Source organism: Enterobacter sp. AG326, assembly GCF_004362415.1.
GTDB lineage: Bacteria > Pseudomonadota > Gammaproteobacteria > Enterobacterales > Enterobacteriaceae > Enterobacter > Enterobacter asburiae.
Window position 1 is genome coordinate 858,533 of sequence record NZ_SNXG01000002.1, and the last position, 17,425, is coordinate 875,957.

The following is a 17,425-nucleotide window of genomic DNA, read 5'->3' on the forward strand; positions in this document are numbered from 1 at the left end:
GTTATGCTGACTTATCAAAGTACATATCTACATTATTTATCGTTACGCTGCCATAGTCTCTTCACAACCTAGAAAATATCAATCTGGAGTGAAGATGAAAAAGTTGAAAACGGTTCTGGCGCTCAGCGGCCTGCTCCTGGCAAGCACATCGTGGGCAGATGCCCCGGCGCAGGTGAAACAGCAGGTGCCGGGCTATTATCGTCTGGCGGTCGGGGAATATGAGGTGACGGCGCTGTTCGACGGCTATAACGATCTTTCGCCTGCCTTACTACACGGGCTCTCAGGGGACAAGGTTCGCGAACTGCTGGCTCAACACAAAATTGATGCCGAACGCATGCCTACCGCCTTTAACGCCTTTCTGGTGAATACTGGTAAGCACCTGGTCATGATTGACAGCGGGGGTGGCCACTGCATGGCGGAAACGGCCGGCCAGCTGGTCAGCAATATGAACGCATCAGGGTATCGTCCCGAGCAGGTTGATACCATTTTCCTGACCCACCTGCATCTTGACCACGTGTGCGGCCTGAGCGATGCGGAGGGCAAGGCGTTGTTCCCCAATGCCACCGTCTACGTACCGCAGGGGGAGGCCGACTACTGGCTTGACCCCGCAAAAGAAGCGAGCGCACCGGCTAATGCGAAGGAGTATTTCGCTATCGCCAGGCATGCGCTGTCCGCGTATAAAGCCGCCGGACACCTTAAAACCTTCGTCCCGCCAGCTTCGCCTGTCCCGGAAGTCCAGACGTCATATGCCATTGGTCATACGCCAGGCAGTACCGTTTATCGCTTCGCGTCGCAGGGGACGGCTATAAACTTCATTGGGGATTTGATTCATGCTCCTGCCGTCCAGTTCCCGCACCCTGAAGTGTCTATTCGCTTTGATGTCGATCCGAAAAAAGCCATCTCATCCAGGGTGCAGGAGTTTAACGCGCTGGCAAAAGACGGTGAGTGGATGGCCGCAGCGCATCTGCCTTTCCCTGGTATCGGGCATATCACTTCCGGGCAGCAGGGCTATAGCTGGAATCCTGTCAATTACGGTCCTTATCAACGTGCGGCCAACGTGCCTCTGCTGAAATAAAGTGAGGTGACGAGCATGAAAAGTTACACCGTAACGGCGAACGGTATCCGACAGTTCGTCGTAGAAGAGGGTGAAGGCGCACCGGTTATTCTTCTGCATGGTTTTCCAGAAACAAACTATGCCTGGCGGTACCAGATACCCGTTTTGTCCCGACACTATCGTGTGATTGCGCCAGATTTACGCGGGTATGGCGAAACGGATAAACCTGCTTCTGGCTATGATAAGCGCAACATGGCGCGGGACATCCGGGAACTAATGCGTGTGCTGGGTTTACAGAAAGTGGTGCTGGTGGGGCACGATCGCGGCGCGCGCGTCGCGACGCGGTTTGCAAAAGATTACCCTGAGCTGGTGGATCGACTGGTGGTGATGGATAACGTGCCAACGCGTATTGTGGCGCGCGATCTGAATGCGTCGATTGCGCGTGCGTACTGGTTCTTCCTGTTTCATCTTGTGCCAGACCTGCCGGAAGCGCTGATTGCGGGTCGGGAGCATATCTGGCTACGCCACTTTTTCTCGGACTGGACCTACAATCCTTCGACCATTAGCGACGAGGCGTTTGACACCTATGTTCGGGCGTATCAGGCGCCGGGTGCCGTGCGTGGCGCAATGGCTGACTATCGCGCCAACGCAGAGGATGTGGCGCAGGATATGGCTGACGCTGAGGTGAAAATCACCTGCCCGGTAATGTCGCTGTGGGGTAATGATTTTTATGCGGTCGGCAAGCTTTTCGATATGGAAAGCGTCTGGGCAGAAATGGCGGAGAACCTTCGGGCGCAGGGTATTGATGAGTGCGGCCATCTGCCGCAGGAGGAGCAGCCAGAGAAAGTGAACGCGCTTCTGCTGGATTTCCTTGCTGGATGGAAAAGTTAGCGGGCAATAAAAAACCCCTCATACGAGGGGTTTTGACGTTTACTGCTGCGGTGCCGCCGGTTCGGCCGGTGCTGCCGGTTCCGGCATCCCCAGCGTCGGCATACCAAACATGCCGACGAAGTCTTCCAGAGGCATCTTGTCGCCGTTGAGCGTGACCTGGCCGTTGGCGTACTGCAGGCTGGTGGAGATCGTGTTGTTTTCCACTTTAGTGATGCGGAACATCTGGCCCATGGCCGCCAGGCCTTTCACCTGCTGGTTCGCAAGCTTGCCGGCGTCTTCATCGCCGTAGCCTTCCAGTTTCGCAATCTGGGTCATAAACTCGGTCGCCATATCCATCGGGATGGTCAGCTTGCTGTCGAGCGACTTCACGCTGCGATCCACTTCCTGCGCCAGCGTCTGCGGTTCACCCGTTGCGGTTGCCGGATCTTTCAGGAACAGAGACAGGTTGAAGCTGGTTTCGCCTTTGCTGTTTTTCCAGCTCAGCGGCGCAACGGTTATCACCGGCTCGCCTTTCAGCAGGACAGGCAGGTTGTTGAACAGTACCGCCATCGCCTGCTGCTGATATACCTCAGGGTTCTGCTGCAGCGCGGCATCGGTCAGCAGCGCCTGGCTCTCTTTGCTGTATTTCTGGCTAAACTCGTGCCACGCCTGGCCGTCGATATTGCCGATCTTCAGCGACAGTTTGCCGGTGCCCAGATCCTGATTCTGCACCTTCAGGCTCTTCAGCGTGTAATCCAGCTGCGTGTTAATGCTATTACCATCTTTGGAAACGTCGGATTTGCCGATGACGTCCATACCTTCCAGCACGGCCATCTCTTTTCCTTCAACCGCAATGGCTACCTTGTCGAGAGACAGTTTTTGATCGCCGATACGCTCCTGGAAATCGGTCATTCGGCTGTTGCCGTCGGCTTTCAGGTTGTTGAAGGTTAGCTGAACCTTTTGGTTATATTCGTTCACGGCATTGACCAGGCCGCTTTCCGCTTCACCCGTCAGGGAGAATACGTTTCCGTCGCGGTCAGCATCGAGTTTGAAGTGACCGCCGCTGAAGGCGACTTTCTCATTCTCTTTCTCGTAGTTCAGCGCTTTCAGGGCAATATCGGAACTTGTGTCACCGGCATAGCTAATTCGGGTATTAATGTCGAAAGGCGACTCATTCTTCGCCAGGTCAAACAGCGGTTTGGTGACGTCGTTATTCACCAGCACGGTATGAATAGAAGCCATCGACGGGATCAGGTTAAAGGACTTCAGCTGCGCCAGCGGCAGCGGGCCGTGGCTCACCACCTCGTCCAGCACCACGCTCTGGCCCGGTTTCAGCCAGCCGTTTTCAGCACCGGCAACCGGCTTCACCACCAGCTGCATACGGCTGGTAAACACGCCGCGATGATAATTCTGGTAGCTCAGCTCAAGGCCCGCCTCCGGCGCGCTGCGCTTAATCTCTCCGTTAGCCTGCGCCACCATCTCAGCCAGACGGCCTTCCAGCTGTTTCCCGGTAAACCAGGAGGCACCCGTCCAGACCACGCCTAACGCTACAATCACTCCAACCGCTACGACCGATTTTTTCATTGCGACTATCCCTAAAATGAAACCAGGCGGTAAAAACCGCCTGGAGATATTAAGCCTGCAACTAGCTTAGCAAGAGTTGTTAAAAAATTCAGTAAGTGCTTAAAGCTTATTGAAAACGCGCGCCAGGCGACCGGCGCCGCTTACGCTGACCGGTGATTCATTGGCTGCAACGAATGCTGACTCACCGGGCTTAAGCACCAGGCGCTGTTCGCCTTTGCGCAGCGTCGCTTCGCCCTCCACGCAGAACAGAATCGCCGCGCTTTCCTGCGCGATGGCGGTTTCGGCCTGGCTCAGGTCGTGCAGGGAGAAGGCAAAATCCTCAACCGGAATCGGGAAGTCCAGCTCTGCGCCGTTTTTCACCGGCTGAGTCAGCAGCTCCGCGGCAGGTTTCGCCACGAACTTCACGTTGGCAACCAGCTCAGGAATATCGATGTATTTCGGCGTCAGGCCCGCGCGCAGCACGTTATCGGAGTTGGCCATCACCTCCAGCGCCACGCCCTGCAGGTAGGCGTGCGGGGTTTCGGCAAACAGGAACATCGCTTCGCCCGGGTTCAGCTTCACCACGTTCAGCAGCAGAGGGGAGAACAGGCCGCTGTCGTCCGGGTAGAATTCGGAGATCAGGCGGATGGTCTCCCACGGTTCACCCTGCTGGCTGCCCAGAGCCGCTTTCAGCACCGCCAGCGCGTGAGATTTCTCTTCACCCTGCATATTCAGCAGGCTGGCAAACAGCTGACTCAGCGCGTCCGCGTTCGGGTTTTCAAGGAAGTGGGCGATAGCCTTGTGGGCACCCGCGACCGGTTGCAGCAGGGAAACGATCTCTGAAAACTCGCGGAACGCGTTCATCGCCAGGAACGGGGTCAGCGCAAAGACCAGCTCCGGCTTGTGGTTAGGATCTTTGTAGTTACGCTCGGCTGCGTCTAACGGAATACCCGCCGCGTTCTCTTTCGCAAAGCCGATTTCAGAGGCTTTCTTGTTCGGGTGAACCTGAATGGAGAGCGGCTGGTCGGCGCACAGCACCTTAAACAGGAACGGCAGTTCGCCGAAGCGCTGAGCCACCTTGTCGCCCAGCAGCGCGGCTTTATCGGCATCAATCACGTCACGCAGGTTGCTTACCTGGCCGCTGGCGTCTTCAATTTTTGAGCTGCTCTTCGGGTGTGCCCCCATCCACAGTTCTGCCATCGGCAGGTTGTTCGGGTTCGCGATACCGTAGAGATCCGTTAACGCAGTTTTACTTCCCCAGGCGTAGTTTTGCACTGAGTTAATGAGTTTTTGCATTATCAAGCCCTGATTCAATTATGGAATTAACTCCGGGTATTAAAGCAATAAACCTCATGGAAGTAACCTGTGGATGTAAAAAGTCGTACTAGTCTCAGTTTTTGTTAAAAAATTGTGTAGGATAAGCTGACTCGCTTTTAAGCCGGGCAGCGGAACATCTGCCCTGAATAAACAGACCGAAGCAGTAAGTGAGAGACAAATGTCGAATAAACCCTTCCATTATCAGGATCCTTTCCCCCTCAGTAAGGATCGGACCGAGTATTACCTGTTAACCCGCGATCACGTCTCCGTCTCTGAGTTTGAAGGACAAGAGATCCTCAAGGTTGATCCGCAGGCGCTGACGCTGCTGGCGCAGCACGCTTTCCACGACGCCTCGTTTATGCTCCGCCCAGCGCACCAGCAGCAGGTTGCCGATATCCTGAGCGACCCGCAGGCCAGCGAAAACGATAAATACGTTGCCCTGCAGTTCCTGCGTAACTCAGACATCGCGGCGAAAGGTGTTCTGCCTACCTGTCAGGACACCGGCACGGCGATCATCGTCGGTAAAAAAGGCCAGCGCGTCTGGACCGGTGGCGGTGACGAAGCGGCCCTGGCCCACGGCGTCTACAACACCTACACCGAAGATAACCTGCGCTATTCGCAAAACGCGGCGCTGGATATGTACAAAGAGGTCAACACCGGCACCAACCTGCCTGCACAGATCGATCTCTACAGCGTCGACGGTGACGAGTACAAATTCCTCTGTATCGCCAAGGGCGGCGGTTCGGCCAACAAAACCTACCTCTACCAGGAAACCAAGGCGCTGCTCACCCCGGGCAAGCTGAAGAACTACCTGGTTGAGAAGATGCGCACCCTCGGCACCGCGGCGTGCCCGCCGTACCATATCGCGTTTGTGATCGGCGGTACGTCGGCGGAGAGTACGCTGAAAACCGTCAAGCTGGCCTCAACCAAATACTACGACGGCCTGCCTACCGAAGGTAACGAGCACGGCCAGGCGTTCCGCGACGTACAGCTTGAGCAGGAACTGCTGGAAGAAGCTCGCAATCTGGGCCTCGGCGCGCAGTTTGGCGGCAAATACTTTGCCCACGACGTGCGCGTGATCCGTCTGCCGCGTCACGGTGCCTCCTGTCCGGTCGGGATGGGCGTGTCCTGCTCTGCGGATCGCAACATCAAGGCGAAGATCAACCGTGAAGGCGTGTGGATCGAAAAACTGGAAAACAACCCGGGCAAATATATCCCGGAAGAGCTGCGTAAAGCGGGTGAGGGTGAAGCGGTTCGCGTCGACCTGAACCGTCCGATGAAAGAGATTCTGGCGCAGCTTTCGCAGTATCCGGTCTCGACCCGTCTCTCGCTGAACGGCACGATCATCGTGGGTCGCGACATCGCGCACGCGAAGCTGAAAGAGCGTCTGGACAACGGCGAAGGGCTGCCGCAGTACATTAAAGATCACCCGATCTACTACGCAGGCCCGGCGAAAACGCCTGAAGGCTACGCGTCCGGCTCGTTAGGCCCAACCACCGCAGGGCGTATGGACTCGTACGTTGACCAGCTGCAGGCCAACGGCGGCAGCATGATCATGCTGGCGAAAGGCAACCGCAGCCAGCAGGTGACGGATGCCTGCCACAAGCACGGCGGCTTCTACCTCGGCAGCATCGGCGGCCCGGCAGCTGTTCTGGCGCAGGGCAGCATCAAGAGCCTGGAGTGCGTGGAATACCCGGAACTGGGTATGGAAGCGATCTGGAAAATTGAAGTGGAAGACTTCCCGGCGTTTATCCTGGTGGATGACAAAGGCAACGACTTCTTCAAGCAGATCCAGTCGTCCCAGTGTTCGGCGTGCGTGAAGTAATTCTGTAAATTGTCGGGTGGCGCCAGCGCCACCCGACACCAAAAAGAGCGCACAAAGCGCCATATCGTTTCTCAGAAGTCATCAATACTTATCCCTTAAGCATGTGAGCAATCCCTCTTTTGTTATCAAGGAGAAAGTAATGACCACGGTACGCCATGAGAAAGATTCGATGGGCGCCATCGACGTCCCGGCCGACAAGCTATGGGGCGCGCAAACCCAGCGTTCGCTGGAGCATTTCCGTATTTCGACCGAAAAAATGCCCGTCTCGCTGATTCAGGCGCTGGCGCTCACCAAACGCGCCGCCGCGAAAGTGAACCAGGATTTAGGCCTGCTGACGGCGGACAAAGCGACCGCCATCATCAACGCCGCCGACGAAGTGCTGGCGGGTAAGCATCCCGATGAATTCCCCCTCGCCATCTGGCAGACCGGTTCCGGCACCCAGAGCAACATGAACATGAACGAAGTGCTGGCGAACCGGGCCAGCGAACTGCTGGGCGGCGTGCGCGGCGTGGAGCGTAAGGTCCATCCGAACGATGACGTCAACAAAAGCCAGAGTTCTAACGACGTTTTCCCGACGGCGATGCACGTGGCGGCGGTGATTGCTATCCGCGAGCAGCTTATTCCGCAGCTCAACGTGCTGAAATCCACGCTCAACGAGAAAGCGCAGGCCTTCCGCGACATCGTCAAAATTGGCCGTACGCATCTGCAGGACGCCACGCCGCTGACGCTCGGCCAGGAGATTTCCGGCTGGGTGGCGATGCTGGAACATAACCTGAAGCATATTGAGTACAGCCTGCCGCACCTGGCGGAGCTGGCGCTCGGCGGAACGGCGGTCGGGACCGGGTTAAACACCCATCCAGAATACGCGGTGCGCGTGGCGGAGGAGCTGGCAAACATCACCGGGCAGCCGTTCGTCACGGCGCCCAATAAGTTTGAAGCGCTGGCGACCTGCGATGCGCTGGTCCACACCCACGGCGCGCTGAAAGGGCTGGCGGCCTCGCTGATGAAAATCGCCAACGACGTGCGCTGGCTGGCCTCGGGTCCGCGCTGCGGCATCGGTGAAATCAGCATTCCGGAAAACGAGCCGGGCAGCTCCATCATGCCGGGTAAAGTGAACCCGACCCAGTGCGAAGCCATGACCATGCTCTGCTGTCAGGTGTTGGGCAACGACGTGGCCGTCAACCTGGGCGGTGCGTCCGGCAACTTCGAGCTGAACGTCTATCGCCCGATGGTGATCCACAACGTTCTGCAATCAATTCGTCTGCTGGCGGACGGAATGGAGAGCTTTAACGAGCACTGTGCGGTAGGCATTGAGCCGAATCGCGAGCGTATCAGCCAGTTGCTCAATGAATCCCTGATGCTGGTGACGGCGTTGAATACCCATATCGGCTACGACAAAGCCGCCGAGATCGCTAAAAAAGCGCATAAAGAGGGGCTGACGCTGAAAGCCTCCGCCCTGGCGCTGGGCTATCTCACGGAGGCAGAGTTCGACGCCTGGGTTCGTCCGGAAGCGATGGTCGGCAGCCTGAAATAATCATCCCGCCACGTACAGGTGCAGCCGCGGAATAATCAGCTGTAGCGGCTGCGCCTGAGGTCTGTAACGGTGCTGGACATTGTCCGCATCGTAATTCAAAAGCTCACCAATATCCGGCACGATGCCCCCCCGATCGGCATCATAAAGCGCAATCAGCGGCGTAGGGCAGGCATACTGAACCTGTTTTTGCTGGCCGGAATACCAGACGCGGGCGATAGGCTGCACCTTCACCGGGCGCTTTATCTTGAGGCGCGTGTCCGCCGGCAGCGAGGCGATGCTGTGATACTCCTGCTCCAGGCGCTCAATCCACTGCTCACGCGACCACGGCGCGACGGTGCGCGGCGTCTTCAGGCTTTTCTCCAGCTGCGCCAGAATTTCATCCCGGGTGAAGTTTTTAATGATGTGCTTATTCGCCCAGCCGAAGCGCAGCGTGGCGGGGTGACGCAGTACCGTCAGCGTGCGATAGGCGTTCAGGGTAATCAGCCCCGGAAGCTGTCGGTGCACCCATTCAAACCGGGCGGCAGGGGCGAGGCCGGACTCTTCGGTGATGATCTTTTCAAATGCCGCTTTCAGGGTGTTGATATGGGTAATCTGGCTTTCCAGCGCGTCGCGCGTTGTCGCATCGGTTTGCAGGCAGATCACGCCGGGCAGACGCACGGCGGCCTTACTGCTGCGGTTTTCTGACTGCTGCTGGATAAACAGGCGGCGATAGTGCTTCAGCGCCAGCTCAAGGGCTGCGCTGCCGATGTGCTGTTCAACCTCGATGGCGTCCAGCGGGTCGTGCTCGGCCCCTTTAGCCACCTCGGGGAGAGTAAAGACGCGCGCGGCCAGCAGGCGGCAGCTCTGCAAACGTTCGGTCAGGGTCAGGAGCTCGTGTTCTATTTCCCGAAACGTGCTGTTCAGCCGTTCGAGGAGATCGTAGGTCGCCATAAGCACTCTCGTTAGTTACAACATACTTATCATATAGCACAGCACGCCGGGTCAGGCCAGCGTGCGGTTGAGGTCAGGCAGGGACGGGAAGGGCGATGTTATGGTACACCGGCCAGCTAAAGCAGAAGCGCGCGCCGCCGAGTTCGCTCTCTTCGCAATGCACCGTGCCGCCCATCGCCTGCGCGATAGAGTAAACAATCGCCAGCCCCAGGCCGCATCCGCCGGTGGCGCGATCGCGGCTGGGGTCGAGGCGGACAAATGGTTCAAACACGGTTTCTCGCGCTTCCGGGGCGATCCCCGGCCCGTCATCCTCCACCGTCAGGCTGGCCTGATTGCCCTGCAAATCCAGCCCAATCTGTAGCGTGCTTTCGCTGTAGCGCATGGCGTTGTTCATCAGATTGTCCAGCACGCGCTCCATCAGGCGCATATCGAGCGCGCCGTAATCACCCGGCGTGACGCGCGTTAACAGCGTGCGCTGCGGGTTCACGCTCTGAACGTCATCGATGTGGGTTTGCAGCCAGGCGGGCAGGTCCGGCGTGCTGAGGTTCAGTTCGTTTTGCGGACGATCGAGGCGCGCGTAGGTCAGCAGCTCCTCAATCAGCCCTTCAAGCTGGCCAATATCGCGGTTAAGTGCCTGAGACTCCGCTTCCGTCAGATTCTCGCTCATCTCCAGACGATAGCGCAGGCGAACCAGCGGCGTGCGCAGCTCGTGGGCAATCCCGTCGATCAGCTGCTTCTTACTGGCGATAAGGGCATTGATGTTATCGGCCATCTGGTTAAAGGCCACGCCCAGGCGTTCAAAGCTGGAACCGCTGTCGAAGTGGATGCGTTCGGTAAAATGCCCCTCGCCAAAACGCTGCGCGGCAGATTCCAGCTTCAGCATGTCCTGCCAGTGGGGGCGCATCCAGATAAAGACCGGAAACGCGAGCGAAATGGCGATAAAGGCCATTAGCGCCATGTCCAGCAGACGCATCTGGTGCAGATAATAGAGATAGGGTACCGGCCCGACGGCCAGCACGTAATGGCTGCGCGGAATGCGCTGGATAAAGGTGTATTTCTCGTCCAGTGCGACGATGTCCCCGTCGCGCAGACGCTGCATGGCGGGCGGATCCAGCTCAAAATCTTTTAACGGCTCGATGCGTAAATCGAACGACAGGTTCAGATCCAGCTCTTTCAGGGTTTTCGCCCAGTCGTGAGGCGGGATCTCTCTCAGTTCGCTGCGCATCAGATAGAGCGAGCTTTTCATCAGATCGTCCAGCGACTGCCTGCCCGCACGTTCGGCGGTGAATTTATAGACCAGCCCGACCAGCATGGTCATGACCAGGAAGCAGACAAACAGCAAAAGATAAAACTGCACAAACAGCTTTTTCATTAAATATCACCGGGAAATCAAGTAATTAACTACTTTGTTTTTACCTTCAGGGGCACTATAGGGGCATTTGCATATCCGCCAAAGCGCTGATTCAAAAATGATACCTGATCGCTATCGAGAGCATTTATCCACGCAGAGTATACATGGAAGACCATCTCTGCATTCTCATGACCCATCTGATTCGCTATAAAAGCAGGATTAGCACCTGCCGACAACATCCAGCACGCATATGTATGACGCAGCTGATAGGGGCGTCTGCGGCGAATTCCCGATCGTCTTACCGTAATATCCCATAATGACACAATTGAACTGACTGAATAGTACGCAGCTTGCTTGCCTTTCTGGGGGCGAGGCATAAACACAAAGTGCAGCTTTTGCGTTTCCGTTTTTCCGAACTCCCGGTGGTGAAAAGTGATTGGTACTTTAGGGGCACTCCCCGTAAGCTCCTTTTGAGCTCGCAAAGCCTCCAGAGCCGGCTCCAGTAACTTTATAGTCCGATATCCAGCTTCGGTTTTAGGTGGTCCAAAAAAGCCTTCCTGAGTTAGATTGCGTGCAATCGTAGCTTCGCCGGAATTAAGATCGATATCTTCCCATGCAAGAGCGCAAAGCTCCCCAGGCCGAACACCGGTGTAAGCAAAAAATTGCCACATGTTTTTCTGCTGAGTCGGAGCAGTCTCTTTCAACTGCTCAAATTCATGTCTCAGCAGTGGATCGGGTTTTGTTTGCCCTTTGCGAAGCCTTTTTATCCCGACATATGGTTGATATGAAATGACTTTATTTTTGACCGCATAGTCGAGGATTTGTCGCAGGATGGCCAGATAATAATCTACTGTTCTAACGGCGCGGCCGGTTTTATTTCTCCTCTTTTCGGGAGCATAGTTAGTCTCGCCAGTCAGTAATTCCTTTCTCCAGCCCAGAATGTCGCTGTTGGTGATGGATGCAACCAGCGTTTCAGGGCCGATTAGTTTTGTTAACGTTCTTACAGCTATCCCATAGCTTCTTGTGGCATTGGGTGAGAGATCGATTTTATGGTTTTCATACCAGGTTGATGCAAGTTCGGAGAACGTCGTAATGTTTTTAGATGTATAAAACTTTGCTGCCACCTTTGACTCCGGGAACACGTCCCGGTAGTCAAAAGTGCCCAGCTGAATCTCGCTTACAATTTTGGCCCTTAGATTCCCGGCTTTTTTGAGATTCGAAGCATTTACGATCCATCCTTTCAATGTTTCTCGACATCTAACGCCCTGAAACTTGAAACTTATTCGTATCTTATTGTTGTGGATCTCAACACCCGTTGGCATTGCAGCCATTATGCCTCCTTCACAAACCTGTTAATGTTTGGGATGTTGTACCAGACAAGTCCTCGCTCTTCGGAGCTGCTTCCATCCAATGGGATTCTCTTAAAATGAACACCTTCTACCCAGGAGGTTTGGCGATAGCTTTTAATCTGACGATCTGTAAGGCCTGTCTTCTCTTTTAGTTTTGAAGCAACGCCCCATTCTGAATCGTAAATTACCTGCGACATGGTTCACCTCAGGTAACCGGCATGAGTATAGATATGCCGGTCTTTAGTCGTTGATATTTCAGTTTCAGTTTGCCTGGCCGGGCAGGGAACGCAGTCGGCGCATGCCGGTCATTGCAGTGGCCACGTAGCTTGCCTTGCAGTTGACCACTTCAACCCAGACCTTCACGCCTTCCACTCTCACCGTATAGGTCTCTTTCATCTTGCTGCGCCCATAGTCACCATATCTTTGCTGGTGGGCTGCGAGTGCGATTTCACATGCCTGGCGAGCCAAAGGGGATTGCTTACTGCCTCGATTAATCAGTCGCATTTCTTCTCCTTGAGGGAGGGTTTCCCCTCCCGATCTCGTTAGTCCACGTATTCCGGTTTCATATCCGCCAGGGTGACGCTGAACTGACCATGCAATTCGTCGCCCAGATGGCGTTTCGACGATGCAAGGACGCGCTCAACTTCTGCGAACCGAGCAGCTGCATCGGGCTCATCTGCAGGTGGCAAGGAATTGATTGCTGCTTCGACTTTGTTCCGTGCATCAACCAGGTAATAACGCTTCACGGCCTTGTTTTTCAGCTCAGTGAACAGGGCACAACCCAGCGTTGCTTTCACGGTTTCAATATCTGCGCGCAGAGCTTTAGCGCTATCCACATCCTGAGCCGCCTCGATGCGGTCGCGGAAATCATCAGCTAGAGCATCGATGTTTTGAGCTGATTCCTGAGCCGTTTGAGTGGTAGTGACGTTGTCACCTGAAATATCTGCGAGGCTAACGTGCTGCGCCGGTGCCGGGTTTACCTCTCGTTCTTCTCGACGATCATCGAGCTCATCAGGGGTGTAAACGCCCAGAATCACATCCGGGCAGAACAGTCTCGCCCAGCGTTTGACGGCCAGGTACGCCAGCTGCTGGCGAGGGTCATCAGCCCAAAGGGTAGAGTTTCGGGTTCGGGCCTGAGCCAGCAGCAAATCGAGTTCTCTCGGCTGATCTTCACCTTTAAGCGTTGCGCGGATAATGATGCCGATCCCGGCTTCGTCAGCCAGGGTCCAGCCCGGGACGCGGTACTCGCCTTTGTCGCCTTTACGGATGTGGAATTTTCCAACGACCTTTTCCCATGGCCCGTACCATTCATATTCAAAGCGGCTGGCCAGCACGCCGCTGCGTGAAATTACGGCATTAACCAGCTGTGCTTCATACCCGAGCACACCGTTAATCAGGTGCGTCTTTTGGGCCACGGCAAAGGGATTCATCTGCCACTGTGCCGCTTGCATCGCTACAGCCATGCAGTCGGCCTGATTGCCCTGCAGGTGCTTAGGAACTGTAGCGGTGCCCTGGGCCATAATCTGCGCGAACGTGCTGATGGCGTTCAGATACTGGGAATCGAACAAAGCCACGTTGGAGTTAATAACGGTGTTCTGGTCAGCAACGGTAACGTTAGTGTTATGCATAAATCCCCCTTAAGCCTGAGCGCGCAGCGCTTCGAGGCGGCGCAGGTCGAAGTCGTTCAGTTCATCGGTGTAATCGGTAGTGATCGGCGCTGGCCATTCGCCCGTGTCGAAACCTATGGCAATTGCGCGCATCGTTTTGCGGTACTCGAGCATGCCCAGTTCCAGCAGTTCGGTGGATGCCTCAATGATGGCGATCCAGTGGTAGTTCTCGTCTTTGTTGACGAAAATCCAGAAGAACTGATCCAGCGCCGCGGTCTCGCAATACATAGCCGCGCTGAGGTGATAGTCACGGTCTATGATTTCCCGGTGCAGCCTGGCGCGCAGGCTTTCCTGCTTCACATTCCACATGCTGATGGTTTTCAGGTCAGCACCGATGCGCACGCCGTCCAGTTCAATCTCGAGGTCAGGGCGTACACGCACTTCTAATCCGGTTTCGTCGTCGAAACCGAAATAGCTCACCTCAACGGCGCGGCTTGGATGTGTCAGCAGCATGCCCGCGGTCGGGTGCGCCAGTAGTGCGGACTGAATTGCCCGCGCTGTGGCCAGTTGCTGGCGGGTAACCAGAATCTTTTCACCAGGGTTGTCGCGCCAGGCATCCAGCAGTTCGTCGGCGAATATGGCATCGGGCTTAACTGATTTAATTGTCTGGATCATATCTGCTTTGGTACCGGACACTTTCAGCGGCGTCGGTTTCTGCGCTTCTTGCGCCACCAGATCAGGATTGATGATCGCTAATTGCTCGAGTAGCGCATCACGGCTGCCGCTGGTTTTAACTGGCGCGGGCAGGGTGGCGTTGTACTCTTTAATACATGCCTTCATTGCTGTTGCTGTTTGCTTCTGGCCTTCTTCAATACGCTGGTACTCAGCAGGGAGAGCCATATAGCTTTGAGCCGTTTCTTCCAGGCTCGCGCCAAGCGGCACTGGAGCGGGAAGGGATGCGTTATGTTCTTCAAGCAACGCTTTAATCTCGTCAGCGCTTAGCAGCGCCGGTAGGCTGGCGTTGTACGCATCGATGAACTCGCGCAGAGTTGCGGTGGTGGTGAAAGCAACCTCCGGGATCTCCGGTTCTACGCTGAACTCTGCTACGAGGTTTTCCGGCTGCAATGCAAGGGCGTGCACTAGGTTTCCCATATCCAGTACTTTGGATGCTGTTCGCGGGATGGTTTTAGCCACATGGCGCGCGTTAAAGTACATCAGGCTGACGCGGGCATCTTTCACTTGGGTTGAGCTAATACCGTTTGCTGCGTGATAAACGTCATTCGGTAGGCATTCGTAGCGGCCAGGCTCGAAGTAAGCCGGGTATACAATTACCGGTTCTGCTTGCTGTTCTTCCAACGCTACGGAATCTGTCTGCGAATTAGCTGCATCAGTGCTTTCGCCCGGTGGTACCGAACCAACATCTTCGTCTTTCTCTGGCTTAACCGTTTCCATCTGCACATCGCTGATGGTCTCCGCTATTTTTTCCGTTTTTTCGACTTCATTTGAGGAGGTATTGATGACCGGTTCGGTATTTCCATTCATCAGGCCATCGATGGAGAACACGCCGCTACCGAGATTTTCAAACTGCGGTTGTTCATCTGGGGCTTTTGTCTCAACTGCATGGGTAGGCAACGGCAGTAACTCCACAGCAGAGTTAAACTCAGCCGTCATGGTTTTATTAACGAACTCAAGATGAGCCGCTGGCGTGTGATTAATGTTCTCGGGAGCGATGCGGATCAGATTGAAGATTGCCGCACGGTTCACCGCCAGTACACCCGGCTGATTACGCAAGATGGCGCTCCATGATTTCCATGGTTCTTCTTTCTTAGCCACGATTTCTTTGGCACGTCGTAATACGCTCGAAGGAATTTCGAAGTGGTGGAAGTCCATAGGCAGTAGGGCGCATGCGATCTCAAGATCGAGGGTGTCCAGAGTGTGATGCGCGCCTTCGCCGCGATCCGTTACATAGCCACCGTCGACATTGGTACCAGAATTGCTGCGCTGAACATTACTGATGCGGTTTCCGGCAGCCCATTCGCGCGCCAGGATGCCGCGGTCAATGTAATCAGTCGCCGCCCAGATTCGGGTGAAACGGAGAACCAAAGCGAGTTCGTGGCGCTTCTCCTGGCTGAACACCTTGCGAATGGCGTCGGTATAGCGCCACAGGTCTTTGGTGTCGTAACCCTTAACCTCTTCGCAGTTTTCTGCCGCCAGCAGCAGGTTCTGGACATAGCTGTTGTCAGTGTCCATCTCCAGAGCGCTGATACCTTCGTATTCTTCGCGGGTTAAGTGGTGGCGCAGTTCGTCGGCGGTGAACTGGGCGAGTAGCTGCTTCCGGAACGGCATACGAACGACTGGATAACGAGTGGTTTCGTCATCATTCTCGTCAATCTGAATACCGTTTTCAGGTTCTGGAACCTGATCGGTTGTAACATCGGTGTCGCTGGTGCTTTCTGATTTGAGAAGAGAAAGCTTTCCGCTTCTCCACTCTTCAACTAACTGATTGCGGTCGCCGGCATCTGCTCTCGCCCAGTCAGCCATGAATGCAGCGATAATTTCGGTTTCGTGTGCTTCATCTGGCGTGAATACCAGCTTAATCGCCTGAACCAGTTTCCACTCAGCGTTCAGGCTGAGTTCGGCAACTTCAGGGATATCGTTCTTCGCAAGCAACAGGTTCTGGAGATAGGTGTTGCCTTCATCCAGTGACATTTCGCTGGCAGCCAGTTGCTGCTCTTTAGTGATATGTGACTGGTATTTGTCGGTGGTCAGGTGGACAGCAAAACGGACCATTGGAGTGCGGTTTTCAAGCGGGACACTCTCGACAGTAGTTTCGACTTTAACGGTCGTTTCCGGTGCGGCAGTTTTGTCCACGGCACCAGTCGACTCAGTACCAGCCTTTGGCAGCCAGGTGCGTCCATCGTCCTGCAGTTCGTAGCGTTTGCACCAGGTGTAATCCACTGTGCTTTCTTCTGGCAGGTCGTTGTAAACAGGGAAATCGGTACGGACAGGCTTGCTATAATCCTTCCCCCGGCCGGTTTCGATGCCAGCATCTTCCAGCTCTACATCCAGCTGCAAGTTGGCTCGTGCTTCTGATTTAGCCGTGAACCAGATAACGGCATCTTCTTTGCCGGATTTCTGCGTTGCCTTGATTAAATGAAAGAATTCCATATCGGGTCCTTAATTTTGATTGTAAGATACCCGCAGCTAATGATTGCCGCCTTGGGTAGTGGTCATTGGTCAAAACTCGATTCCGGAAAGCTTTGGTCGGCTGACCGGGTACTTAACCCGCCTTGCGCGGGTTTTGTGCTTTTAAGGGCTGGTAGCAGCCATTGGGCATAACTCGATTAAAATTAGAAAGCAGGCTGTTGGTCTTCAGCCGGTTTATATGGGTAACATTCTCCTTTAATGTGCTGCTCTTTGGCAGCTGCATCACAACCAGATTCGGTCTGATAAACACCGAGCATGATGTCTGAGCATTCCCCGGTGAGGGCGCAGACGGTAACGATCAGGGCAAAGAACGAGCTCATGCTTTTAGCTCTGGATTGCCTTTTTGCGCCAGTAAGTAGCAAAGCTTGCGAATCCATACTTCCGCCGCACTGAGGCGGATAGCTTGTTGTCTTGAAGGTGTTCGTGCAAAGTCGATCATTTATCTTTCCTTTTAATTCTGACTGTCGTATCGCGGTCCTAACTTCAGTGCTATTGTGGTTATTCCCGCACTCTAATGAGGGAATTAACTGTGGATAAAGAAGAGAAAGTCTTGTATTTAACTCGCTTAGCGGTTGATACATATAACTCTTACCGTTCTGCTCAAATATCTTCTGGCCGGAATCTTTCTGACCCCCACGATCCGGTGGAAGAGATAGAAAAAATCTATGCAAAATTCGAAGTCTTTCTTGACCAGAAACTCTCAGAAGACGAATGGAAATAGGGTTATATGCTTCTCCAGCTAGACCTATTTCTCCAGAGTGAGCTGTTGCAATGTGCATAAAGCTCACTCTTTCTTATGACCGTGTCATCCACAATTT

General features: G+C 54.9%; 16 protein-coding genes. 5 read left to right on the forward strand and 11 right to left on the reverse strand.

The annotated features are described in order from the left end of the window. Positions 1-94: 94 nt before the first annotated feature. Together DFO52_RS11210 and DFO52_RS11215 are read left to right on the forward strand one after the other, a co-directional pair. Positions 95-1,075, forward strand: coding sequence for an MBL fold metallo-hydrolase (locus DFO52_RS11210; protein ID WP_133550383.1), 981 nt, complete (start codon positions 95-97; stop codon positions 1,073-1,075). 15 nt (positions 1,076-1,090) lie between these two features. Then, positions 1,091-1,945, forward strand: a complete 855-nt coding sequence (locus DFO52_RS11215) for an alpha/beta hydrolase (RefSeq protein ID WP_133550384.1) — start codon at positions 1,091-1,093, stop codon at positions 1,943-1,945. Between the two features lie 39 nt (positions 1,946-1,984). Here the strand turns inward: DFO52_RS11215 and DFO52_RS11220 are convergent, their stop codons facing one another. Together DFO52_RS11220 and manA are read right to left on the reverse strand one after the other, a co-directional pair. Next, on the reverse strand, positions 1,985-3,508 hold the full coding sequence (locus DFO52_RS11220; protein ID WP_133550385.1) for a YdgA family protein: 1,524 nt from the start codon (positions 3,506-3,508) through the stop codon (positions 1,985-1,987). Positions 3,509-3,607: 99 nt separating this feature from the next. Then, the gene (manA, locus tag DFO52_RS11225) at positions 3,608-4,783 is read right to left on the reverse strand and encodes a mannose-6-phosphate isomerase (protein ID WP_133550386.1); all 1,176 of its coding nucleotides are present in this window, start codon (positions 4,781-4,783) and stop codon (positions 3,608-3,610) included. Between the two features lie 199 nt (positions 4,784-4,982). On the opposite strand from manA, the gene fumA reads away from it, so the two are divergent. Next, positions 4,983-6,629, forward strand: a complete 1,647-nt coding sequence (gene fumA / locus DFO52_RS11230; RefSeq protein ID WP_029740299.1) for a class I fumarate hydratase FumA — start codon at positions 4,983-4,985, stop codon at positions 6,627-6,629. Positions 6,630-6,768: 139 nt separating this feature from the next. Continuing rightward, positions 6,769-8,163 carry a class II fumarate hydratase gene (gene fumC / locus DFO52_RS11235; RefSeq protein ID WP_133550387.1) on the forward strand — a complete coding sequence of 465 codons (1,395 nt, stop codon included), beginning with the start codon at positions 6,769-6,771 and terminating at the stop codon, positions 8,161-8,163. Here the strand turns inward: fumC and tus are convergent, their stop codons facing one another. The 9 genes from tus to DFO52_RS23420 form a co-directional block, all read right to left on the reverse strand. Beyond that, complete coding sequence (tus, locus tag DFO52_RS11240; RefSeq protein ID WP_047647994.1) at positions 8,164-9,093, reverse strand: DNA replication terminus site-binding protein; 930 nt, start codon at positions 9,091-9,093, stop codon at positions 8,164-8,166. It lies immediately after the preceding gene. A gap of 73 nt (positions 9,094-9,166) precedes the next feature. Then, entirely contained in the window at positions 9,167-10,465 is a 1,299-nt protein-coding gene (rstB, locus tag DFO52_RS11245; RefSeq protein WP_047647993.1) for a two-component system sensor histidine kinase RstB, read from the reverse strand. Positions 10,466-10,494: 29 nt separating this feature from the next. Further along, the gene (locus DFO52_RS11250; protein WP_133550388.1) at positions 10,495-11,775 is read right to left on the reverse strand and encodes a site-specific integrase; all 1,281 of its coding nucleotides are present in this window, start codon (positions 11,773-11,775) and stop codon (positions 10,495-10,497) included. Further along, entirely contained in the window at positions 11,775-11,990 is a 216-nt protein-coding gene (xisR, locus tag DFO52_RS11255; protein WP_047647992.1) for an excisionase family protein, read from the reverse strand. The genes DFO52_RS11250 and xisR overlap by 1 nt, the downstream gene beginning before the upstream one ends. 64 nt (positions 11,991-12,054) lie before the next feature. After that, on the reverse strand, positions 12,055-12,297 hold the full coding sequence (locus DFO52_RS11260) for a DUF4060 family protein (protein WP_020882485.1): 243 nt from the start codon (positions 12,295-12,297) through the stop codon (positions 12,055-12,057). A gap of 38 nt (positions 12,298-12,335) precedes the next feature. After that, entirely contained in the window at positions 12,336-13,421 is a 1,086-nt protein-coding gene (locus DFO52_RS11265) for a RecT family recombinase (protein ID WP_133550389.1), read from the reverse strand. Between the two features lie 9 nt (positions 13,422-13,430). Beyond that, positions 13,431-16,568 carry a RecE family exodeoxyribonuclease gene (locus DFO52_RS11270; RefSeq protein ID WP_133550390.1) on the reverse strand — a complete coding sequence of 1,046 codons (3,138 nt, stop codon included), beginning with the start codon at positions 16,566-16,568 and terminating at the stop codon, positions 13,431-13,433. Positions 16,569-16,750: 182 nt separating this feature from the next. After that, entirely contained in the window at positions 16,751-16,927 is a 177-nt protein-coding gene (locus DFO52_RS11275) for a DUF1482 family protein (RefSeq protein ID WP_101744516.1), read from the reverse strand. After that, positions 16,924-17,046, reverse strand: a complete 123-nt coding sequence (locus DFO52_RS23420) for a hypothetical protein (protein WP_258321457.1) — start codon at positions 17,044-17,046, stop codon at positions 16,924-16,926. Before DFO52_RS23420 ends, DFO52_RS11275 begins: the two co-directional genes overlap by 4 nt. A 90-nt stretch (positions 17,047-17,136) precedes the next feature. Here DFO52_RS23420 and DFO52_RS11280 point away from each other — a divergent pair, with 90 nt between their 5' ends. Continuing rightward, the gene (locus DFO52_RS11280) at positions 17,137-17,328 is read left to right on the forward strand and encodes a hypothetical protein (RefSeq protein WP_133550391.1); all 192 of its coding nucleotides are present in this window, start codon (positions 17,137-17,139) and stop codon (positions 17,326-17,328) included. The last annotated feature ends 97 nt before the right edge of the window (positions 17,329-17,425 follow it).